Annotated in this window: 24 protein-coding genes; 6 read left to right on the top strand and 18 right to left on the bottom strand. The window is 35.4% G+C overall.

The window, feature by feature from the left end; translation table 11 throughout:
• Positions 1-2 precede the first annotated feature (2 nt).
• The 16 genes from rplX to rpsL form a co-directional block, all read right to left on the bottom strand.
• Positions 3-317 carry a 50S ribosomal protein L24 gene (gene rplX / locus OZP11_RS17620; RefSeq protein ID WP_008464300.1) on the bottom strand — a complete coding sequence of 105 codons (315 nt, stop codon included), beginning with the start codon at positions 315-317 and terminating at the stop codon, positions 3-5.
• 11 nt (positions 318-328) lie between these two features.
• Positions 329-697 carry a 50S ribosomal protein L14 gene (gene rplN, locus OZP11_RS17615; RefSeq protein WP_007803649.1) on the bottom strand — a complete coding sequence of 123 codons (369 nt, stop codon included), beginning with the start codon at positions 695-697 and terminating at the stop codon, positions 329-331.
• A gap of 2 nt (positions 698-699) precedes the next feature.
• Entirely contained in the window at positions 700-960 is a 261-nt protein-coding gene (gene rpsQ / locus OZP11_RS17610) for a 30S ribosomal protein S17 (protein ID WP_012022485.1), read from the bottom strand.
• Positions 961-977: 17 nt separating this feature from the next.
• Positions 978-1169, bottom strand: coding sequence for a 50S ribosomal protein L29 (gene rpmC, locus OZP11_RS17605; RefSeq protein WP_008464297.1), 192 nt, complete (start codon positions 1167-1169; stop codon positions 978-980).
• 12 nt (positions 1170-1181) lie between these two features.
• Positions 1182-1607, bottom strand: coding sequence for a 50S ribosomal protein L16 (gene rplP / locus OZP11_RS17600; protein WP_008464295.1), 426 nt, complete (start codon positions 1605-1607; stop codon positions 1182-1184).
• Between the two features lie 19 nt (positions 1608-1626).
• The gene (rpsC, locus tag OZP11_RS17595) at positions 1627-2385 is read right to left on the bottom strand and encodes a 30S ribosomal protein S3 (protein ID WP_012022487.1); all 759 of its coding nucleotides are present in this window, start codon (positions 2383-2385) and stop codon (positions 1627-1629) included.
• A gap of 5 nt (positions 2386-2390) precedes the next feature.
• Entirely contained in the window at positions 2391-2804 is a 414-nt protein-coding gene (gene rplV / locus OZP11_RS17590) for a 50S ribosomal protein L22 (RefSeq protein ID WP_007803631.1), read from the bottom strand.
• An 8-nt stretch (positions 2805-2812) separates the two neighbouring features.
• On the bottom strand, positions 2813-3091 hold the full coding sequence (rpsS, locus tag OZP11_RS17585; RefSeq protein WP_012022488.1) for a 30S ribosomal protein S19: 279 nt from the start codon (positions 3089-3091) through the stop codon (positions 2813-2815).
• A 6-nt stretch (positions 3092-3097) separates the two neighbouring features.
• Entirely contained in the window at positions 3098-3922 is an 825-nt protein-coding gene (gene rplB / locus OZP11_RS17580) for a 50S ribosomal protein L2 (RefSeq protein WP_008464287.1), read from the bottom strand.
• A 9-nt stretch (positions 3923-3931) separates the two neighbouring features.
• On the bottom strand, positions 3932-4222 hold the full coding sequence (gene rplW, locus OZP11_RS17575; RefSeq protein ID WP_012022489.1) for a 50S ribosomal protein L23: 291 nt from the start codon (positions 4220-4222) through the stop codon (positions 3932-3934).
• 7 nt (positions 4223-4229) lie between these two features.
• On the bottom strand, positions 4230-4859 hold the full coding sequence (gene rplD / locus OZP11_RS17570) for a 50S ribosomal protein L4 (protein WP_012022490.1): 630 nt from the start codon (positions 4857-4859) through the stop codon (positions 4230-4232).
• Complete coding sequence (rplC, locus tag OZP11_RS17565; RefSeq protein ID WP_012022491.1) at positions 4859-5476, bottom strand: 50S ribosomal protein L3; 618 nt, start codon at positions 5474-5476, stop codon at positions 4859-4861. Before rplC ends, rplD begins: the two co-directional genes overlap by 1 nt.
• A gap of 404 nt (positions 5477-5880) precedes the next feature.
• Positions 5881-6186 carry a 30S ribosomal protein S10 gene (gene rpsJ, locus OZP11_RS17560; RefSeq protein ID WP_007803605.1) on the bottom strand — a complete coding sequence of 102 codons (306 nt, stop codon included), beginning with the start codon at positions 6184-6186 and terminating at the stop codon, positions 5881-5883.
• A gap of 11 nt (positions 6187-6197) precedes the next feature.
• Positions 6198-8354 carry an elongation factor G gene (gene fusA / locus OZP11_RS17555; RefSeq protein WP_281231841.1) on the bottom strand — a complete coding sequence of 719 codons (2157 nt, stop codon included), beginning with the start codon at positions 8352-8354 and terminating at the stop codon, positions 6198-6200.
• A gap of 11 nt (positions 8355-8365) precedes the next feature.
• Positions 8366-8842 (bottom strand): 30S ribosomal protein S7, encoded by a 477-nt coding sequence (rpsG, locus tag OZP11_RS17550; RefSeq protein ID WP_012022493.1) that lies wholly within the window; start codon positions 8840-8842, stop codon positions 8366-8368.
• 24 nt (positions 8843-8866) lie between these two features.
• On the bottom strand, positions 8867-9250 hold the full coding sequence (gene rpsL / locus OZP11_RS17545) for a 30S ribosomal protein S12 (protein ID WP_007136570.1): 384 nt from the start codon (positions 9248-9250) through the stop codon (positions 8867-8869).
• A 185-nt stretch (positions 9251-9435) separates the two neighbouring features.
• On the opposite strand from rpsL, the gene OZP11_RS17540 reads away from it, so the two are divergent.
• The 5 genes from OZP11_RS17540 (at position 9436) to OZP11_RS17520 (ending at position 17603) form a co-directional block, all read left to right on the top strand.
• Positions 9436-11139, top strand: coding sequence for a BamA/TamA family outer membrane protein (locus tag OZP11_RS17540; protein ID WP_281231840.1), 1704 nt, complete (start codon positions 9436-9438; stop codon positions 11137-11139).
• An 84-nt stretch (positions 11140-11223) separates the two neighbouring features.
• Positions 11224-14469, top strand: coding sequence for a SusC/RagA family TonB-linked outer membrane protein (locus OZP11_RS17535; protein ID WP_281231839.1), 3246 nt, complete (start codon positions 11224-11226; stop codon positions 14467-14469).
• 11 nt (positions 14470-14480) lie between these two features.
• Positions 14481-15926, top strand: a complete 1446-nt coding sequence (locus OZP11_RS17530) for a SusD/RagB family nutrient-binding outer membrane lipoprotein (protein ID WP_281231838.1) — start codon at positions 14481-14483, stop codon at positions 15924-15926.
• An 84-nt stretch (positions 15927-16010) separates the two neighbouring features.
• Positions 16011-16745 (top strand): 23S rRNA (guanosine(2251)-2'-O)-methyltransferase RlmB, encoded by a 735-nt coding sequence (rlmB, locus tag OZP11_RS17525; RefSeq protein ID WP_281231837.1) that lies wholly within the window; start codon positions 16011-16013, stop codon positions 16743-16745.
• A 54-nt stretch (positions 16746-16799) separates the two neighbouring features.
• Positions 16800-17603 carry a DUF2490 domain-containing protein gene (locus tag OZP11_RS17520; protein WP_281231836.1) on the top strand — a complete coding sequence of 268 codons (804 nt, stop codon included), beginning with the start codon at positions 16800-16802 and terminating at the stop codon, positions 17601-17603.
• A gap of 6 nt (positions 17604-17609) precedes the next feature.
• On the opposite strand, the gene OZP11_RS17515 is transcribed toward OZP11_RS17520, so the two are convergent.
• Both OZP11_RS17515 and OZP11_RS17510 read right to left on the bottom strand, forming a co-directional pair.
• Positions 17610-18110 carry a hypothetical protein gene (locus OZP11_RS17515; protein WP_281231835.1) on the bottom strand — a complete coding sequence of 167 codons (501 nt, stop codon included), beginning with the start codon at positions 18108-18110 and terminating at the stop codon, positions 17610-17612.
• 62 nt (positions 18111-18172) lie between these two features.
• Positions 18173-18937, bottom strand: coding sequence for a rhomboid family intramembrane serine protease (locus tag OZP11_RS17510; protein WP_281231834.1), 765 nt, complete (start codon positions 18935-18937; stop codon positions 18173-18175).
• Positions 18938-19095: 158 nt separating this feature from the next.
• On the opposite strand from OZP11_RS17510, the gene OZP11_RS17505 reads away from it, so the two are divergent.
• Positions 19096-20373, top strand: a complete 1278-nt coding sequence (locus OZP11_RS17505) for a replication-associated recombination protein A (RefSeq protein ID WP_281231833.1) — start codon at positions 19096-19098, stop codon at positions 20371-20373.
• Positions 20374-20431: the final 58 nt, after the last annotated feature.

Genomic DNA, 20431 nt, shown 5'->3' with positions numbered 1-20431 from the left:
TACTATAGTACTTGATTAGATTTTTTTGAAAATCTTACTTTCTTATCTCCTTCTACTCTAATACCTACTCTAGTTGTTTCCTTAGTTTTAGGATCAATTAAAGCAATGTTAGAAATTTGAATAGAAGCCTCTTTCTTAACGATACCACCTTGAGGGTTTTTAGCACTTGGTTTAGTATGTTTTGAAACCAGGTTTACACCTTCAACGATCGCTTTGTTTTTTTCACGGTAAACACGTAAAACTTTACCTTCAGCACCTTTATGGTCTCCAGCAATAACTCTTACGATATCTCCTGATTTTATTTTTAGCTTTATCATCTTAAAACGAATTAAAGCACTTCTGGTGCTAATGATACAATTTTCATGAATTGTTTTTCACGAAGTTCTCTTGCTACCGGACCAAAAACACGAGTTCCTCTCATTTCTCCTGCTGCATTCAAAAGAACACACGCATTGTCATCGAAACGGATATAAGAACCATCAGCTCTTCTCACTTCTTTTTTAGTACGTACAACAACTGCAGTTGAAACAGCTCCTTTTTTAACGTTCCCGTTTGGAGTTGCATCTTTGATAGAAACTACAATTTTGTCACCAACAGAGGCATATCTTCTTTTAGTACCTCCTAAAACACGAATAGTTAAAACTTCTTTAGCTCCCGTGTTATCTGCTACTTTTAGTCTTGATTCTTGTTGTACCATAATTATTTAGCTCTTTCTAAGATTTCAACTAATCTCCAACATTTTGTTTTACTTAAAGGACGCGTTTCGCTAATTCTTACAGTATCTCCAATGTTACAGTCGTTTGTTTCGTCGTGTGCAACATATTTCTTAGTTTTTAACACGAACTTACCGTATAATGGGTGTTTTACTTTTCTTACTTCTGAAATAACGATAGATTTATCCATCTTATTTGAAGTAACAACACCTATTCTTTCTTTTCTTAAATTTCTTTTTTCTTCCATCTTTCAGCAGAATACAATTATTGTAACTCTCTTTTAGTTAACTCTGTAGCTAATCTAGCAACTGTTCTTCTAACGCTTCTAATTTGAAGTGGGTTAGCAATTGGAGAAATAGCGTGAGCCATTTTTAGGTCAGCATATACTTTCTTAGTTTGACTAAGCTTTTCTTGCAACTCCGCTGCAGAAAGATCTTTTATTTCTGATTGTTTCATAATAAATATAAATTATGCTTCGAAATCTCTAGCAACGACGAACTTAGTTTTTACTGGAAGTTTTTGAGCTGCAAGACGTAAAGCCTCTTTTGCAACTGACAATGGAACCCCTCCAACTTCAAACATAATTCTTCCTGGTTTAACAACAGCAGCCCAATATTCAACTGCTCCTTTACCTTTACCCATACGTACTTCAAGAGGTTTCTTAGTGATAGGTTTGTCTGGAAAAATTTTAATCCACAATTGTCCTTCTCTCTTCATGTAACGAGTTGCAGCGATACGCGCAGCTTCGATTTGACGTGAAGTTAAGAACATTCCATCTTCATGCACAGATTTAATACCAAACATTCCATTTGAAAGTTCATGCCCTCTTTGAGAGTTACCCTTCATTCTACCTTTTTGTACCTTACGGTATTTTGTTCTTTTAGGCTGTAACATTTTTCTTTAGTTTAAAAATTTACTTTCTTTTACGAGCGTCTGGTTTTCCACCTTTATTAAAGTTAGATTTACCTCTAGGGGCATCTCCACCTTTACCACCGCCAGTACCAGATTGTTTTTTATCCATTCCAGCAAGTGGAGAAAGATCTCTCTTTCCATAAACTTCACCTTTCATGATCCATACTTTGATACCCATTCTACCGTAAGTAGTGTGAGCTTCAGCCAAAGCATAATCAATATCAGCTCTGAAAGTTGATAGAGGAATTCTACCTTCTTTGAAACCTTCAGAACGTGCCATCTCAGCTCCATTCAAACGACCAGAAATCAAAACTTTGATACCTTCAGCGTTCATACGCATAGAAGCAGCAATAGCCATTTTGATTGCACGTCTGTAAGAAATACGGCTTTCGATTTGACGAGCGATGCTTGTCGCCACAAGATAAGCATCTAACTCAGGTCTTTTAATTTCAAAGATGTTAATTTGAACCTCTTTATCAGTAACTTTCTTAAGTTCCTCTTTTAACTTGTCTACCTCTTGTCCGCCTTTTCCGATAATAATACCAGGTCTAGCAGTAGTGATAGTAACGGTTACAAGCTTTAAAGTTCTCTCGATGATTACTTTAGATACACTAGCTTTTGATAAACGAGCGTGGATATACTTTCTGATTTTGTGATCCTCAGCTAATTTATCGCCGTAATCATTTCCACCATACCAGTTTGAGTCCCATCCTCTGATGATACCAAGTCTATTTCCAATTGGATTTGTCTTTTGTCCCATGCTGCTTAAGAATTGCTTTGTGTGTTATTGATAGCTCCAAGCACGATTGTTACGTGATTAGAACGTTTTCTTATTCTGTGTGCACGACCTTGTGGAGCTGGACGAAGTCTTTTTAACATCATTCCACCATCTACTCTGATCTCTTTAACAAATAATCCAGCTTCTTCTAAATTACCTTCACTATTTTTTTGCTCCCAGTTATTGATTGCAGATAATAATAGTTTTTCTAATTTTCTTGAAGCTTCTTTAGAACTGAATCTTAAAATGTTAAGTGCTCTTTCTACCTTCTGACCTCTTACCAAGTCCGCTACTAAGCGCATTTTTCTAGGTGAAGTAGGGCAGTTATTCAATTTTGCGAAAGCGATAGACTTATTAGCCTCTTTTCTCGCATCTGCTGTTTCTCTTTTACGAACTCCCATTGCTTCTTTTATTTTTTACCTTTATTTTTTGCTCCAGCATGACCTCTAAAAGATCTAGTTGGTGAAAACTCTCCTAATTTGTGACCTACCATGTTTTCTGTTACGTAAACTGGTACAAATTGACGACCGTTATGAACTGCGATAGTCTGTCCAACGAAATCCGGAGTAATCATAGAAGCTCTAGACCAAGTCTTAACTACACTATTCTTACCACTTTCTACGTTTTCTTGAACTTTCTTGTCTAATTTATAATGAACGAAAGGTCCTTTTTTTAATGAACGTGCCATATCTTATTATTTCTTTCTACGTTCTACGATATACTTGTTACTCGGGTTTTTCTTAGAACGAGTTCTGTAACCTTTAGCTGGCAATCCGTTTCTTGAACGTGGGTGCCCTCCAGAAGAACGTCCTTCACCACCTCCCATAGGGTGATCAACTGGGTTCATCGCTACTGGTCTAGTTCTAGGTCTTCTTCCTAACCATCTTGTTCTACCTGCTTTTCCAGATACAACTAATTGGTGGTCAGAGTTAGAAACAGCTCCAATTGTAGCCGAACAAGTTAACAAGATTAATCTTGTTTCTCCAGATGGCATTTTAATTGTAGCATATTTCCCGTCTCTTGCCATTAACTGAGCAAAAGTTCCAGCTGAACGAGCAATAACAGCTCCTTGTCCTGGACGTAACTCAATACAAGATATAACAGTTCCAAGAGGAATTCTGCTTAAAGGTAAAGTATTACCAATCTCTGGTTGAGATTCTGGTCCAGAAACTAATTTCTGACCAACTTTCAATCCGTTTTGAGCGATAATATAAGTTTTCTCTCCATCAGCATAAGCTAACAAAGCGATAAACGCAGTTCGATTTGGATCGTATTCGATTGATTTCACTGTAGCTGGAATTCCATCTTTAGTTCTTTTGAAATCAATAATACGATATCTCTGCTTGTGACCACCACCCGTATAACGCATGGTCATCTTTCCTTGACTATTTCTACCTCCTGAGTTTTTTATCGGCGCTATCAAAGAGCGTTCCGGCTTATCAGTTGTAATAGCGTCATAACCATTCACAACTCTAAATCGCTGACCCGGGGTAATAGGTTTTAATTTTCTTACTGACATTTTTCTATCTTAGATATTGTTGTAAAAATCAATTGTTTCTCCTTCTTGTACTTGAACAATTGCTTTTTTAATTGCATTTGTCTTTCCACTGATTAAACCACTTTTAGTGTATTTAGTAGATCTGTCTGGTCTCACATTCATTGTGTTAACAGAAACAATAGTTACTCCATAAGCAGCCTCAACAGCTTTCTTAATTTGAACTTTGTTTGCTTTTTTGTCAACAACGAACCCGAAGCGGTTAAGAACTTCACTTTCTTTGGTTACTTTTTCAGTTACTATAGGTCTAATTATGATACTCATACTCCTATTATTTACTTAAATTTTCTTCAATTAACTCTAAAGAACCCTCCAAAAGCACTAAATTATTAGTGTTTAATATTGCGTAAGTGCTTAATTCCGAGCTAGTTACGACATTAGAAGCCTTTAAATTACGTGACGACAAATATACATTTTTATTTGACTCACCCAATACAAATAGAGATTTTTTATTTTCTAACCCTAAAGCTTTCAAAACGTTAATGAAATTTTTAGTGTTTGGCGCTTCAAAATTAAAGTCTTCAAGAACGATAATGTTCGACTCTTTTGCTTTGATTGAGAAAGCTGATTTTCTAGCCAATCTTTTTAAGTTTTTATTCAATTTAAATGAATAACTTCTTGGTCTTGGCCCGAAAACTGTTCCTCCTCCTTTAAATAAAGGATTTTTAACACTTCCCGCACGAGCCGTACCCGTACCTTTTTGTTTTTTAATCTTACGCGTACTTCCAGTTACTTCAGCTCTTTCTTTAGCTTTGTGAGTACCTTGTCTTTGATTAGCAAGATATTGCTTAACATCAAGATATACTGCGTGATTGTTTGGCTCAATTGCGAATACTGAATCAGAAAGTTGAACTTTTCTACCAGTATCTTTTCCGTTGAAATCTAATACTTTTACTTCCATTACTTCTGAATGATTACGTAAGAGTTTTTGTGACCAGGAATACACCCTTTAACAACAAGTAGATTCTTTTCAGCAACTACTTTTAAAACTCTAAGGTTTTGAACTTTTACATTATCTCCTCCCATTCTTCCAGCCATACGCATTCCTTTGAATACTCTAGATGGATAAGAAGAAGCTCCTACAGAACCTGGCGCTCTTAAACGGTTGTGCTGACCATGAGTAGCTTGTCCAACCCCACCAAAACCGTGACGTTTAACAACACCCTGAAAACCTTTACCTTTAGAAACACCTTGTACATCTACAAACTCTCCTTCTTCAAAAATAGAAACATCGATAAGATCTCCTAATTTTTGTTCAGTTGCAAAATCTTGAAATTCAACGACTTTTTTCTTAGCAACAGTTCCAGCTTTTTTAAAGTGCCCTAAAGCAGCTTTAGTGGAATGTTTCTCGTTTTTGTCATCGAAACCAAGTTGCAACGCTTCATACCCGTCAACCTCGTTGGTTCTGACTTGGGTAACAACACATGGTCCAGCTTCGATTACTGTACAAGGAATGTTTTTCCCGTTTTCGTCGAAAATACTAGTCATGCCGATTTTTTTACCAATTAACCCAGACATAAATATTAATTATTAATTACTAAAATTCCCTTCAATTTGAAAATAACAGAAATTTCCAAACAGGGAGTGCAAAAGTAGACATTAAAATTGAATATACCAAACAGTTACAAAAATTAAATCGCTCATAATCAAAATCCAAGCTTCAAACCAGCATCAAAAACAACTTTTTCTAATACAATTTTCCAAACTCTTTTATCCATTTGCAACCGACCTATTCTTAACAATTTACCAACACAAAAACAATAAAAACCACGCCAATAGCTTTAAAACAAAGGGTTTCCCAAAAATTTACAAAAAAAACATCAAACTTAAAACCTCTTAAAATCACACAAAAAACCTCAATTTAGAAACAAAAAAAAGCGAGACATTTCTGACTCGCTTTTTATATAAAAAATATAATAAAATTATACTTTAATCTCTACTTCAACTCCACTTGGCAATTCAAGTTTCATTAAAGCATCAATAGTTTTAGATGAAGATGAATAAATATCAATCAATCTCTTGTATGACATTACTTCAAATTGCTCTCTCGCTTTTTTATTAACATGCGGAGAACGCAATACAGTGAAAAGTTTTTTGTGAGTTGGCAACGGGATTGGACCTGTTACAACCGCTCCAGTAGTTTTTACTGTTTTTACGATCTTTTCAGCAGATTTATCTACCAACATGTGATCGTAAGATTTTAGTTTTATTCTGATTTTTTGACTCATTTTCCTTAAAATTAAGCGTTACCTTTTGCTTTTTTGATTACCTCTTCTGAAATGTTAGAAGGTGTTTCTGCATAATGAGAAAACTCCATTGTAGATGTTGCTCTACCAGATGATAATGTTCTTAATGTAGTAACATAACCAAACATCTCAGCTAACGGCACATCTGCTTTAATAGTTTTCGCTCCGTTTCTATCACCCATATCATTAACCTGACCTCTACGACGGTTCAAGTCACCTACGATATCACCCATGTTTTCTTCTGGAGTAATAACTTCGATTTTCATGATTGGCTCTAAGATAACAGCTCCAGCAGCTTTACCAGACTCTTTATAACCCATTCTCGCCGCTAATTCAAAAGAAAGAGCATCAGAATCCACAGGGTGGAAAGATCCATCCAATAAAGTAACCTTTAAACTATCAACAGCATATCCAGCTAAAGGCCCAGTTTTCATAGCTTCACGGAAACCTTTTTCAACCGCAGGAACATACTCTTTAGGAACGTTACCTCCTTTTACTTCATTCACAAACTGTAATCCAACAGGAACTTTTCCATCAACTTCATCAGCAGGCTCGATTCTAAATACGATATCACCGAATTTACCACGACCTCCAGATTGTTTTTTGTAAGTTTCTCTATGTTGAGCAGATCTTGTAAACGCTTCTTTATATTCAACCTGAGGCTCACCTTGATTTACCTCTACTTTAAATTCACGTTTCATACGATCAACTAAGATATCTAAGTGAAGCTCACCCATACCCGAGATAATTGTTTGACCAGAAGCCTCATCAGTTCTAACTGTAAATGTTGGATCCTCTTCAGCTAATTTTGCTAAAGCCATACCCATTTTATCAACGTCAGCTTTAGTTTTTGGCTCAATAGCGATACCAATTACAGGATCTGGGAATTTCATAGATTCCAAGATAATTGGATTCTTCTCATCAGAAAGTGTATCTCCAGTTTTAATATCCTTAAATCCTACAGCAGCCCCAATATCTCCAGCCTCAATAAATTCGATTGGATTTTGTTTGTTTGCGTGCATTTGGTAGATACGAGAGATTCTCTCTTTATTACCAGAACGAGTATTTAAAACATAAGAACCAGCATCTAAACGTCCAGAATAAGCACGGAAGAAAGCTAAACGACCTACGAATGGGTCAGTAGCAATTTTAAATGCTAAAGCTGCGAACGGCTCTTTTACATCTGGTCTACGTAAGATTTTCTTTTGATCTTCTTCTAACAAATCAGCATCATCAGGATGAATTCCTTCAATACCTTCTTTATCTAATGGAGATGGTAAATACTTACAAACAGCATCTAACATAAATTGAACCCCTTTATTTTTGAAAGAAGAACCAGCAAGCATTGGAATGATCGCCATATCAATAGTAGCCGCTCTTAAAGCGTTATTGATTTCTTCTTCAGTAATAGAGTTCTCATCCTCCATATACTTATCTAAAAGATTTTCATCATAAGTTGCAATCTCTTCGATAAGAATAGAACGATAATGCTTCACATCATCAACCATATCAGCCGGGATATCAACAATATCAAAAGTAGCTCCTTGAGTTTCATCATGCCATACAATAGCTTGATTTTTCACTAAGTCAACAATACCTTTAAAATCTGCTTCATCACCAATAGGCAAAGTAATTGCAACCGCGTTCGATTTCAACATATCTTTAACCTGTCCGCATACAGCTAAAAAGTTAGCACCTTGACGGTCCATTTTGTTTACGAATCCCATACGAGGAACTCTATATTGATCAGCAAGTCTCCAGTTAGTTTCTGACTGAGGCTCAACACCATCAACAGCACTAAATAAGAAAACCAAACCATCAAGTACACGTAAAGAACGATTTACCTCTACAGTAAAGTCAACGTGTCCAGGAGTATCAATAATATTAAAGTGGTAAGGTAATGATTGAGGAATAACTTTTCCTTGCTCAGTTGGAAAGTTCCAGGTACAAGTTGTAGCAGCAGAAGTAATTGTAATACCTCTTTCTTGCTCTTGCGCCATCCAGTCCATTGTAGCAGCACCATCGTGCACCTCACCAATTTTGTGTGATTTTCCAGTATAAAAAAGAATACGCTCAGTAGTTGTTGTTTTACCAGCATCAATGTGAGCAGCAATCCCGATATTTCTTGTATATTTTAAATCTCTAGCCATTTCTTTACGAATTAAAATCTAAAGTGAGAGAATGCTTTATTAGCCTCTGCCATTTTGTGAGTATCCATTCTTTTCTTAACCGCAGCACCTTCTTCTTTAGCAGCAGCTAAACACTCTGATGCTAAACGTTGTGCCATAGATTTTTCGTTTCTTCTTCTAGCATAAAGTATTAACCACTTCATAGCCATAGAAATTTTTCTGTCCGGACGAATCTGCATTGGGATTTGAAATGTAGCTCCACCTACTCTACGGCTACGTACTTCTACGTGAGGCATAACGTTTGTTAAAGCATCTTTCCAAATTTCTAATGAAGTTTTTTCATCATTTTGCTTTTTAGTTTCAATGATATCAATAGCATCATAAAATACTTTAAAAGCTGTAGATTTCTTACCATCCCACATTAAGTTATTCACAAAACGTGTTACTAATTGGTCGTTAAACCTAGGATCCGGTAAAAGTGGTCTTTTCTTTGCCGCTCTTTTTCTCATGTCTTTTTCTTAAAAGTTTTTAAATTACTTTTTTGCTTCTTTTGGGCGTTTAGCACCGTACTTAGATCTTCTTTGCGTTCTTCCTGCAACACCTGATGTGTCAAGCGCTCCACGAACGATATGATATCTAACACCTGGTAAATCTTTTACCCTTCCGCCTCTCACTAATACTATCGAGTGCTCTTGTAGATTGTGTCCTTCTCCAGGGATGTAAGCATTCACCTCATTACCATTTGTCAAACGTACACGCGCAACTTTACGCATTGCAGAGTTTGGTTTTTTTGGTGTAGTAGTGTAAACACGCGTACAAACCCCTCTTCTTTGAGGACAAGAATCTAAAGCAACCGATTTACTCTTCTTAGTGATCTGAGTTCTTCCTGTTCTTACTAATTGTTGAATTGTTGGCATAATTAATACTAAAAATTAATATGATATTAAATTCCCGCTTTTTACGGGGTTGCAAATGTATAAAATAAATTTCACTATACAAACGTTAATCTATTAATTTTCAACAACATTATTTATCATGTATGTTTTTAGAAACAAACATTAGATATTTGCAATTCATTTAATTACCACAAAACCCTCTACCCTTGAAAAAGTTTTTTCAGTCATTATTTTTTTTACTTATAAGCTTTTCAGGCTATACACAATCTTTTTATTTGAATATCAGCGGATCAAGTGAAATTGAAAATAAAATCATAGACTCATTAAATTATCTTCAAATTCATCCCAACATAAAATCTCTAACAAACGAGATCAAAAATACTTCAGAAAAACTATCCAAAAAAGGTTTTTTAGATCATGAAATAACCCAAACTTTAAAAATAAATGACTCTACATATCGCACGATTATTAACCTAAAAAACAGAATAACAAAAATACATATATATATAGGTAGAAATAATTCTTTTCCTAATTCTGAAAAATTCAAAAATGACAGCCTGATTATACCTTATGACGAAATAGAAACCTTCTTAGCGAAAAGAATAACCGAAGCAGAAAACAGAGGTTTCACCCTAAGCAAAATAAAACTAGAAAACATTCAAAGAAAGAATTCAATAATTTATGCCGACTTAAATTTTAAATCCGAAAAAAAACGAAACTTAAATTCCATTATCCTCAATTACACGAATGAGTCAAAAAGTGATTTTTTCCCAAAATCACACCTAAAACAACTTAACAAAAAATACCTAAATAAAACATTCAACCAGAATATCGTCAAACAACTTTACGACGACATAAACAATTTTGAATTTGTAAGCCAGACAAAATACCCGGAAATATTACTAACAAAAGATTCAACTAAAATATATACTTATGTCGAAAAAAGAAAAAACAACAACTTCGACGGTTATATCGGTTTTTCAAATAACGACAAAGATAAAATCAGATTAAATGGTTATCTTGACATCACGCTTCAGAATATACTGCATAGCGGAGAGCAATTTTCATTGTACTGGAAAAACGATGGAAACCAGCAGACCACTTTTAATACAAAAATTGAACTGCCTTACATATTCCAGTCTTCATTAGGAGTTAAAGCACAACTAAACATTTTTAAACAAGACAGCACTTTTCAAAATACAAAAACTGCAATTGATCTTGGTTATTACTTAAATTACAATTCCAAAATCTATATCGGACATCAGTCAACTGAATCCAGCGACATCCAAAACATAAACAATTCAGCACTCAGCGACTTTAAAAACACTTTTACAACTCTTAGCTTAGATTATAAAAAAAACGATAGCGAAAACTCTTTTTTTTCAAGAAAAGCTTATCTAAATTTCCTTGTAGGATTTGGAAAACGAAAAACAAACAACGACATCAATACAGCCGGAACAAGCAATCAATTTAATATTAATCTAAATGCAGCATACAATTTTGAGTTAAATGATAAAAATTTCATCAATATAACTTCTCAAAACTTTTACCTGAAGAGCAAAAATTATATTTCAAACGAATTATTTAGGTTTGGTGGCATAAACTCTATTCGCGGTTTTTTAGAGAACAGTCTACAAGCTAATTATTCATCATCAATTCTTACAGAATACCGATATCTCTTTTCAAAGAGCGTATATGCACATACAGTGGCGGATTACGCTATATATCAAGACCTCACGAATATTTCAAATCCCCAAAAAATTAAGAAATTAATAGGAATTGGCATTGGTACAGGAATACAAACAAAAAGCGGATTTTTGCGAATTATTCTCACCAATGGAGTCGAAAATCAACAAGAAATACAATTATATAACACTATCGTAAACATATGTTATAATGTTAAATTTTAAAGTTTACCAAAAAAAGATTTTTATTTATTAGGAAAGTTAACAAATTATTAAGAGTTTTGCGAAACTAATTCAAAATATTTAAAAATGAAACTAAAGTTCAATGGATTCCTAGTGCTGTTTTTAGCATTAGTGGCGCAATTAACTTTCGCGCAAGAAAGAGCTGTTTCAGGAACAGTTTCTGACAATACAGGTATGCCTCTTCCAGGTGTTAGTGTATTGATCAAAGGAACAAAATCTGGAACACAAACTGATTTTGATGGTAAATTCTCTATCAAAGCATCTCCAAGCCAAGTTTTGGTATTTAGCTACATCGGAATGAAAACTCAGGAAGTAGCAGCAGGTTCATCACCAATCAATGTAAAATTAGGTGCTGACGCAAATGAACTTGAAGCAGTTGTAGTAACAACAGCTTTAGGTATTAAAAGAGAGAAAAAATCTCTTGGTTACTCTGCTCAGTCAGTATCAGCAGAACAAGTTTCAACTGTTCCTACAGGAAACTTCGTAAACAACTTATCAGGAAAAGTTGCTGGTCTTAATGTTACAAATGGTACTAACTTTGGAGGATCTACAAACGTAGTTCTTAGAGGTTTCAAATCTCTTTTAGGAGATAACCAGGCTTTATTTGTTGTGGACGGTGTGCCAATTCTTAACAACAACGTAAACAGTGCTGATCAAAAAAGCGGTAGAGGTGGTTATGACTACGGTAACGCAGCTTCTGATATCAACCCAAATAACATCGCTGAGATCAACGTATTAAAAGGTGCTGCTGCAACAGCTCTTTACGGATCAAGAGCGCAAAATGGTGCGATCATCATTACAACTAAAAAAGGAAAAGCAAGAAATGACATGGCTGTAGAATTTTCATCTTCTTACACTATGTCTACTGTTGACAAAGACACTTTTGCAAAATATCAGACTGAATATGGACAAGGATATTTCGGACAAAGATTTTCAACTTACAATGGACAGCCAAGAGCAAGAACTGGAGATGATGCTTCCTACGGACCTAAGTACGATGGATCTTTAGTTTACCAATATGACGCTTTTGTTCCAGGTTCTCCAACGTTTGGACAAGCAACTCCATGGGTAGCTGCTAAAAATGGTCCTATTGAATTTTTTGAAACCGCAACATCAACTGTAAACAATATCTCTTTAAGTGGAGGTACTGATAAAGCAACTTACAGATTAACTTATGCAAACACTACAAGCAGCGACATTCTTCCTAATTCATTATTAAGCAAGAATAACTTCAATGCTGCCGCAACTTACAAATTTAACGATAAATTAAGCTCTACATTCAACGCAACTTATGTAGCTCAAAACACTCGTAACAGAAATACAACTGGATACGGTGGTAACCAGATAGCCGGTTTCAGACAATGGTGGGCCAACAACGTTGACATCAAAGAGCAAAGAGACTTCTATTTTGCAAAACAGCAAAACTATTCTTGGAATATGAAAAGCGCTGCAGATATTGCTCCAGCCTACTGGGACAACCCTTATTTCCAGAGATACGAAAACTATAACAATGACAGCAGAAAAAGATTTGCAGCCAATGCAAGCTTAACATATGATGTCTCTAAAGAACTTAGTTTTACAGGTAGAATGGGTACAGACGGTTTTACCATGAGAACTGAAGACAGAATTGCACAAGGATCAGTTCCTGCTACTCTTGGATCAAACTCTAACGGTCAAAATCTTCCTGCCCAGCCATCTGGTTATGCATTAGACATATACGACATTAGTGAACAAAACTACGATTTCTTGGCAACGTACAAGAAAGACTTAACTGAAGATTTAAACCTTAACGTTGTTCTTGGTACCAACTATAACGTACAAAGCAGATATATTAATCAGCAAATGACATCTGGAGGATTATACATTCCTGGATTATACACTCTTTCAAACTCATTATCTTCTCCAGCTTTGCCTAGAATTATAGACACAAGAAAAGAAGTTCTTGGTTTATTTGGTCAGGCAACATTAGGGTACAAAGGAACGTATTATCTTGAAGGCTCTGTTCGAAGAGACGAATCTTCTGCTTTACCAGCTGACAATAATGCTTATTGGTATTCTGCAATATCTGGAAGTGTTGTTTTCTCAAACTGGTTAAAAGATGTTGAATTTATTAATTTTGGTAAATTCAGAGCAGCTTATGCTCAGGTAGGTTCTGACACTGATCCTAATCAATTATTAAATACTTATACTGCTCGTAACCCATTTGAAACTCCATCTTATTCGTTCAATACTACTGCTAAAAATGCACATTTAAAACCACAGCAATTAGACAATGTTGAATTAGGTTTGAATATGCAATTTGCTAATAACAGACTAGGATTTGATGTCGCTTGGTTTCAAAATAAAGCCTACGATCAAATCCTACCATTACCGGTTTCAACTTCTACAGGATCAAATTTCAATACTGTAAATGCAGGTACTTTAACTACAAAAGGATTTGAGGTTACTCTTAATGCTACACCTATCAAAACTGCAAACTTTGCTTGGGACATTAACGTGAACTGGTCTAATCCTAATACAAAAGTTACAGAATTAGCTCCTGGTATCGAGAACATAAATATCAATTCTCTACAAGGCGGTGTGAGTATAAACGCTCCTCTTAATCAAGATTATGGTCAGATCTGGGGAACAACTTACGTATTAGATGATGCCGGAAACAGAATTATTGGAGAAAATGGCGCTTACTTAGTATCTACTACTACCGACAATAAACTTGGTACATACCAAGCTGACTGGACAGGGGGTATTAATAATAAATTCTCTTACAAAAACATCTCTTTCAGTTTCTTAATTGACGTTAAAAAAGGAGGAAGCGTTTTCTCTCTTGACCAATACTATGGATACGGAACAGGTATTTACGCTAACTCAGTTGGAACTAACGACTTAGGAAACCCTATTAGAAACACATTAGCTACTGGTGGTGGTGAAATTTTAAAAGGTGTAATGGCAAATCCTGCTTACACGCCAACAAATGGTCAGCCACAATATGTAACAAACACAACAAGATTAGACAGATCTCAATCTAGCCAAGTTTTAGGTACAGATCCACCTGCTGCTGCGTTTGTTTACGATGCAGGATTTGTAAAATTAAGAGAGGTAGTATTAACTTACAACTTACCTTCAAGCATATTAGGAACTTCTATAAAAGGTGCTTCATTTAGTGTAATAGGTAACAACCTATGGATCATAGACAAAGACCTTCCTTATGCAGATCCGGAAGCTGGATTATCTTCAGGTAACACTCAAGGATACCAGTCTGGACCTATGCCGACAACTAGAAATATTTCTTTTAATGTCAAAGTTAATTTTTAAAAAAAATGAAGATGAAAAAAATCATAGCAATATTAACAATTGGTCTGTCTATGACAGCGTGTGTTAATGAGGATGTAAACACAGATCCAAACAGCGCATACACCACTGTACCAGGATCGTTAATTACTTATGCACAAAAGGAGATGAGTGATTATGCAAATACCCCGAGTGTAAATGAAAACAATTTCAGATTAACAATGCAATATTGGCAGGAAACAACTTATGTCAATGAAAGTAATTACGACTTTACAAATAGAAATGTTTCTAATCAAATTTACTCAATCAACTACGTAAATGTTATAAACAATCTTAGTAGAGCTAAAGAAATCATCAGTGCTTACGAACCAACGGCAACTGAAGAACTAGGATGGCCAAAAAACAAACAAAATCAGCTAGCTATAATTGATATTCTACAGGTTTTTACTTATCAGCGTTTAGTTGACACATTTGGTAATGTTCCATATACGCAGGCAGCAAACCTTACTGTATTTCCTCTGCCAGCATATGATGATGGAGCAACTATTTATGAAGATCTGATTAAAAGAATAAACACTGATTTAGCTAATTTAGACACTTCTTCCGTTGGCTTTGCAACTTTTGATTCTGGTGATAAATTTTACCGCGGAGCTATTGCAAAATGGATTACATTTGCTAACTCATTAAAACTGAAGCTTGCGATTGGAATAGCTGATTCAAATCCCACTTTAGCACAAACAACTGCTCTTTCTGCTATTGCTGCAGGAGTAATGACCTCTCCTTCGGATAATTGCCAATTACAATACTTAGAAGCTTCTCCAAACTACAATCCATTGTATGAAAATTTGGAAGCTAGTGGTAGAGAAGACTTTATAGCAGGTAAAACATTAATTGATTATATGCTAGCATCGAATGATCCTAGAATCAGCCATTACTATGACGAAGTACCTGGAAAAGGCTACATAGGACAGACAATTGGTCAAGGTGGTGAGTTCGTAGAATTCTCTCACATTGGAGAGTTCGCTTACACTCCTACAACTCCTGGTGTTATTTTAAACTATACAGAAGTTGCTTTTTACGTTGCTGAGGCTAATGCTCGTTGGAATACGGGTGCAGCTGTTGCATCATATAACACAGCGGTTACTGCTTCTATCTTAGAATGGGGCGGTACAGCAGCAGAAGCTGCAACTTATCTTGCAGCTAATCCATATGATGCTACAAACTGGAAAAAATCAATTGGAGAGCAAGCTTGGGTAGCGATGTTTAACCAAGCGTTAACTTCTTGGAATTTCTGGAGAAGATTAGACTTCCCTGTTCTATTGGCTCCTCCGACAGCTATCAACAATGCTGGGGGAAAAGTTCCTGTAAGAATGGCTTACCCTGTTCTTGAGCAGCAAGCAAACAACTCTAACTGGAAAGCAGCTTCTGATGCAATTGGTGGAGATTTGTTAACTACAAAATTATTCTGGGATAAATTCTAATTTAATCTCAAGTATAAATACACTAAACCACTCTGTTAATTCAGAGTGGTTTTTTTATATAAACATAATACCTATATTTGTTCCATGGAAAAAGAACACCAAATATTCGGCATAAGAGCCATTATAGAAGCTATTCAGGCTGGTAAAGAAGTTGACAAAGTATTTATTCAGAAAGATATCTCCGGAGAGTTAATGAAGGATTTGATGAAGGTAATGAAACGTGCCAACATTAATTTCTCATACGTACCGGTTGAAAAGCTAAACCGACTAACTCCAAACAATCACCAAGGGGCGGTTGCAACCATTTCTCCAATTGGGTTTATTGAGCTGGAACATCTGGTTGAATCAACTGTTGAATCCGGATCTAAACCTTTGTTTTTAATATTAGATCAGATTTCTGATGCGCGTAATTTTGGCGCTATTATTAGAACTGCCGAATGTACTGGTGTAAACGGAATTATAGTTCAAAAAGCAGGATCAGCACCTGTAAATGGTGATACTGTTAAAACTTCTGCCGGGGCTGTTTTTAATGTTCCTATCTGCAAAGTTGAACATATTAAAGATGCTATTTTTTATCTTCAGGGATCTGGCATAAAAACAGTAGCTGCTACCGAAAAAACAGATCAGAATATTTACGATATATCATTAAATGAACCATTAGCAATTATCATGGGTTCTGAAGACAGAGGAATCAATCCTTCGGTTCTTAAAATTGTTGATGAAAAAGCAAAATTACCAATGTTTGGCTCAATAGGATCACTAAACGTTTCTGTTGCCTGCGGGGCATTTTTATACGAAGCCGTTCGTCAGAGAAAATAAAAAAAAACATTGGCTGGAATTTGAATTAGAATCAGTAATTAATACTATTAATTAATGCTTTCAAAATCTATTCTAAAATCATTATTTAATTTAGTCTGCAGCTTATTTGTATTGTTTAACATTACAAATAGCTACGGACAACATACTACTTATGGCCAATTTTGGAATGAAATTCAGTTCAATCAGTCTATAAGTAAAAAATGGTCAACAGAAATAGATCTTGGAACGACTCACAGCAGTACCGAAACTTCTTCTAATTTATTCGAAAAAACTATTCAACGATCTGTACGAGGATGGGTTCATCATTACTTTTCTCCAAGATGGAAATTGTCAGCTTTTACAGCTTATTACAGCAACAAGGATGTTCCGGAGATCGGACAGTTTGAATCGCCGGAGTGGCGGTTTGCCTTACAGGGAATCTATTATTTCCATAAAACCGGCTATACTTTAAGCACACGGAGCAGGGCTGAATTTCGTCATATGCGAAATCAGGATGGTGATTATGAAAATGTTTTTAGATACCGTCAGCAGATAAAATACATCCAGCCCATAAACAGCAAAGTTTTAAGAGAAGGTGTTATTTATGGTGTCGCATCAGATGAAATTTATTTAAAATCAGGCACAAAAGTTACCGGAGAAAGCTTCTTTGACAGAAATCGGTTTAACATTGGCGCCGGTTATTTACTGACGGATAATATTCAGATCGAATTAACTTATGCCAATGAATACCTGCCAAGAAATCAGGGAAATCAAATAATGAATGCCGCTTCATTAAATATCAGTTTCAACAATCTTCTGCGAAACATCAAAAAGAAAATAGTGGACAACATCCACAACAAACATCAGGAAGAAGATTAAGACCACCTACTCTTCTTTACGAAAACATTTTAATTGTTCCATAATTGCCCCTTTGCGCAGTTTAAAATTGTAATCCCTCACAAACTCGGTTCCCTGCATATTTATTCTGGCAGTCTTGGCTTCGTAATTAGAAAAAGCTTCAACATCTTTCTTGTCCATTAAATACAAAACCTGCATTATCGAATCGTTGTTACGATATTCCGTATCATAATGTGACAAAGTATAAGTATTGTTATCTGCGAGAATTATTATTAAATCGTCTTTGATCTTTTTACCCTCTTTTCTATTTGGAAAAGGTGTTGGTTGCAATGCTATAAAATAATGTTCCTTATCTGTAAGAATATTAATTTTTAAAGATTTTGATTTGGTAGTATAAAAGACAGCCGGATCAAAAAAATATACCATACTCCCATCGGCCTGAATTTTGTTTTTAATTTCACATTGAGCCAAAACATTAGCATTAAAAGAAACAAACCCCAATAAAATTAAATAAGTAAATGTTTTCATGATACAATAATTAAATGGGTTGATGACAACAAATTTAATCTTTTAATCTAAAAACACCATCTCTAATCCTCTTTATCTTCTGATTCTGTCTTAGTTACAATATACCGAACGGGATAGTTTGAAGTAAAATAATCATTTCCTTCTTCAACTTCCTCTTCTGGTTTAGTATTAACAAAGTTTCCGTTTTCATCAAAGTGTTTCATAAAAGGATCTGATTGTGGATCAAAATCAGGAAACTGCCAGTCATAAATTAAAGGTTTTGAATATTCCGGGGTTTTATAATATTGGGTTAAAACAAAGCCGCTGATCAGTCCGCCAAGATGTCCTTCCCACGAAATAGACTGATCTACATCTGGAAAAATGTACCATATCATTCCGCCATAAATTAGAATAACCGCTAGAGACAAGGCGACTAATCTATAATACTTAGTCTGCAGGCCTTTAAAAAAAATAAAACTAACCAAAACATAAATTAATCCGCTGGCACCAATATGAAAATTTGTACGGCCAATTAACCATGTTATGAATCCGGAAAACAATATTCCATAAACAATAACACCAAAAGTCTGCTTTGGATAAAAATAGGGCATTGCGGCCAGAAGTATTAAAAGCGGCAGGGAATTGTTATATAAATGATCTAAATTTTCATGTATAAAAGGACTAAACACAATGCCCTGTAAACCTGAAAGGTCTCGGGGATAAATTCCGTTCTGATAAAAATCAAAGTCAAACCGAATCTGAACCCAATACACTATCCAAAGTAATAAAACAAAAAGAATAGGCAATCCCACAACCGAAGTTGAAAACTTAAATTGGTTATCATTCATTTTTAGAAATTTTGATTTTTAAGGTTCACATCAAAAAACTTTCCAATAACTTCGTACTGATATTTTGTCAGTTTGGTCAAAAAAATTATAATCAGCAAAAAAAGGTTAAAAGCCCTTAAAATTTCTTCAATAAAAACTGAAAATAGTAATTTTACAAAATGGAAGCACCTTTAGCAGAACGAATCCGCCCACAGAAATTAGAAGATTATGTTAGTCAGCATCATTTGGTTGGACCAAATGGATCATTGACACAACAAATTTCAAAAGGAATAATTCCCTCCTTAATTTTTTGGGGCCCGCCCGGAACCGGAAAAACTACTTTGGCACAAATTATTGCTCAGGAATCCAAACGTCCGTTTTATGTTTTAAGCGCCATTAATTCAGGTGTGAAAGATATTCGCGAAGTAATCGACAAAGCAAAACAAAGCGGTGGTTTATTTACTGCCAAAAATCCTATACTATTTATTGACGAGATTCATCGTTTTAGCAAATCACAACAAGATTCACTTTTGGCAGCAGTAGAAAAAGGATGGATTACACTTATTGGCGCCACAACCGAGAATCCCAGTTTTGAAGTAATTCCCGCATTATTATCCCGCTGCCAGGTTTACATACTAAATGCCTTTACAAAAGCTGATCTCGAGGCACTTTTATACCGTGCTATGAAAGTTGACAGTTACCTTGCTTCTAAAAAAATCAATTTAAAAGAAACTGAAGCTTTACTCAGGATCTCAGGAGGCGATGGAAGAAAACTGCTAAATGTATTTGAACTTGTAATTAATGCTTCTGCCGGCGACACTGTAACCATTACCAATGACCGCGTACTGGAACTTGTACAGCAAAATACTGTTTTGTATGATAAAACAGGAGAACAGCATTATGACATTGTTTCTGCTTTTATAAAATCTATACGAGGCAGTGATCCTAATGGAGCTGTTTACTGGCTTGCCAGAATGATTGAAGGAGGCGAAGATGTAAAATTTATCGCCCGCAGGATGCTGATCCTTTCCAGTGAAGATATTGGCAACGCCAATCCTACTGCTCTTATAATGGCAAACAATACTTTTCAGGCTGTTACCACTATTGGTTATCCTGAAAGCCGCATTATTTTAAGCCAATGCGCCATTTATCTGGCAACTTCGCCAAAAAGCAATGCTTCTTATTTAGCCATAGGCAGTGCGCAGCAATTAGTAAAACAAACCGGAGATTTGCCTGTTCCTATTCATCTGCGAAATGCTCCTACAAAACTTATGAAAGAATTAGGTTATGGCGAAGATTACAAATATTCGCATGACTATGCCAATAATTTTGCCGAGCAGGAATTTCTTCCGGATGCCGTAAAAGAAACGGTTCTTTACAATCCAGGAAACAACTCGAGAGAGAACAGTACCCGTGAATTCTTAAAGAACCGCTGGAAAGATAAATATGGATATTAAACTTCCTTATTTATTTTATTGTTTTAAATAGAAATAGAGGTTCTTAACCTTCTTAATC

The organism is Flavobacterium gelatinilyticum (assembly GCF_027111295.1).
GTDB lineage: Bacteria > Bacteroidota > Bacteroidia > Flavobacteriales > Flavobacteriaceae > Flavobacterium > Flavobacterium gelatinilyticum.
Note: the sequence above shows the minus strand (reverse complement) of the source record. Positions and strands in the feature narration are given on the sequence as shown.

Excerpts from the sequence above, each read along its gene's own strand:
- rplX (WP_008464300.1), bottom strand. The coding sequence starts at position 317 with ATGATAAAGCTAAAAATAAAATCAGGAGATATCGTAAGAGTTATTGCT.
- rplN (WP_007803649.1), bottom strand. The coding sequence starts at position 697 with ATGGTACAACAAGAATCAAGACTAAAAGTAGCAGATAACACGGGAGCT.
- rpsQ (WP_012022485.1), bottom strand. The coding sequence starts at position 960 with ATGGAAGAAAAAAGAAATTTAAGAAAAGAAAGAATAGGTGTTGTTACT.
- rpmC (WP_008464297.1), bottom strand. The coding sequence starts at position 1,169 with ATGAAACAATCAGAAATAAAAGATCTTTCTGCAGCGGAGTTGCAAGAA.
- rplP (WP_008464295.1), bottom strand. The coding sequence starts at position 1,607 with ATGTTACAGCCTAAAAGAACAAAATACCGTAAGGTACAAAAAGGTAGA.
- rpsC (WP_012022487.1), bottom strand. The coding sequence starts at position 2,385 with ATGGGACAAAAGACAAATCCAATTGGAAATAGACTTGGTATCATCAGA.
- rplV (WP_007803631.1), bottom strand. The coding sequence starts at position 2,804 with ATGGGAGTTCGTAAAAGAGAAACAGCAGATGCGAGAAAAGAGGCTAAT.
- rpsS (WP_012022488.1), bottom strand. The coding sequence starts at position 3,091 with ATGGCACGTTCATTAAAAAAAGGACCTTTCGTTCATTATAAATTAGAC.
- rplB (WP_008464287.1), bottom strand. The coding sequence starts at position 3,922 with ATGTCAGTAAGAAAATTAAAACCTATTACCCCGGGTCAGCGATTTAGA.
- rplW (WP_012022489.1), bottom strand. The coding sequence starts at position 4,222 with ATGAGTATCATAATTAGACCTATAGTAACTGAAAAAGTAACCAAAGAA.
- rplD (WP_012022490.1), bottom strand. The coding sequence starts at position 4,859 with ATGGAAGTAAAAGTATTAGATTTCAACGGAAAAGATACTGGTAGAAAA.
- rplC (WP_012022491.1), bottom strand. The coding sequence starts at position 5,476 with ATGTCTGGGTTAATTGGTAAAAAAATCGGCATGACTAGTATTTTCGAC.
- rpsJ (WP_007803605.1), bottom strand. The coding sequence starts at position 6,186 with ATGAGTCAAAAAATCAGAATAAAACTAAAATCTTACGATCACATGTTG.
- fusA (WP_281231841.1), bottom strand. The coding sequence starts at position 8,354 with ATGGCTAGAGATTTAAAATATACAAGAAATATCGGGATTGCTGCTCAC.
- rpsG (WP_012022493.1), bottom strand. The coding sequence starts at position 8,842 with ATGAGAAAAAGAGCGGCAAAGAAAAGACCACTTTTACCGGATCCTAGG.
- rpsL (WP_007136570.1), bottom strand. The coding sequence starts at position 9,250 with ATGCCAACAATTCAACAATTAGTAAGAACAGGAAGAACTCAGATCACT.
- OZP11_RS17535 (WP_281231839.1), top strand. The coding sequence starts at position 11,224 with ATGAAACTAAAGTTCAATGGATTCCTAGTGCTGTTTTTAGCATTAGTG.
- OZP11_RS17530 (WP_281231838.1), top strand. The coding sequence starts at position 14,481 with ATGAAAAAAATCATAGCAATATTAACAATTGGTCTGTCTATGACAGCG.
- rlmB (WP_281231837.1), top strand. The coding sequence starts at position 16,011 with ATGGAAAAAGAACACCAAATATTCGGCATAAGAGCCATTATAGAAGCT.
- OZP11_RS17520 (WP_281231836.1), top strand. The coding sequence starts at position 16,800 with ATGCTTTCAAAATCTATTCTAAAATCATTATTTAATTTAGTCTGCAGC.
- OZP11_RS17515 (WP_281231835.1), bottom strand. The coding sequence starts at position 18,110 with ATGAAAACATTTACTTATTTAATTTTATTGGGGTTTGTTTCTTTTAAT.
- OZP11_RS17510 (WP_281231834.1), bottom strand. The coding sequence starts at position 18,937 with ATGAATGATAACCAATTTAAGTTTTCAACTTCGGTTGTGGGATTGCCT.
- OZP11_RS17505 (WP_281231833.1), top strand. The coding sequence starts at position 19,096 with ATGGAAGCACCTTTAGCAGAACGAATCCGCCCACAGAAATTAGAAGAT.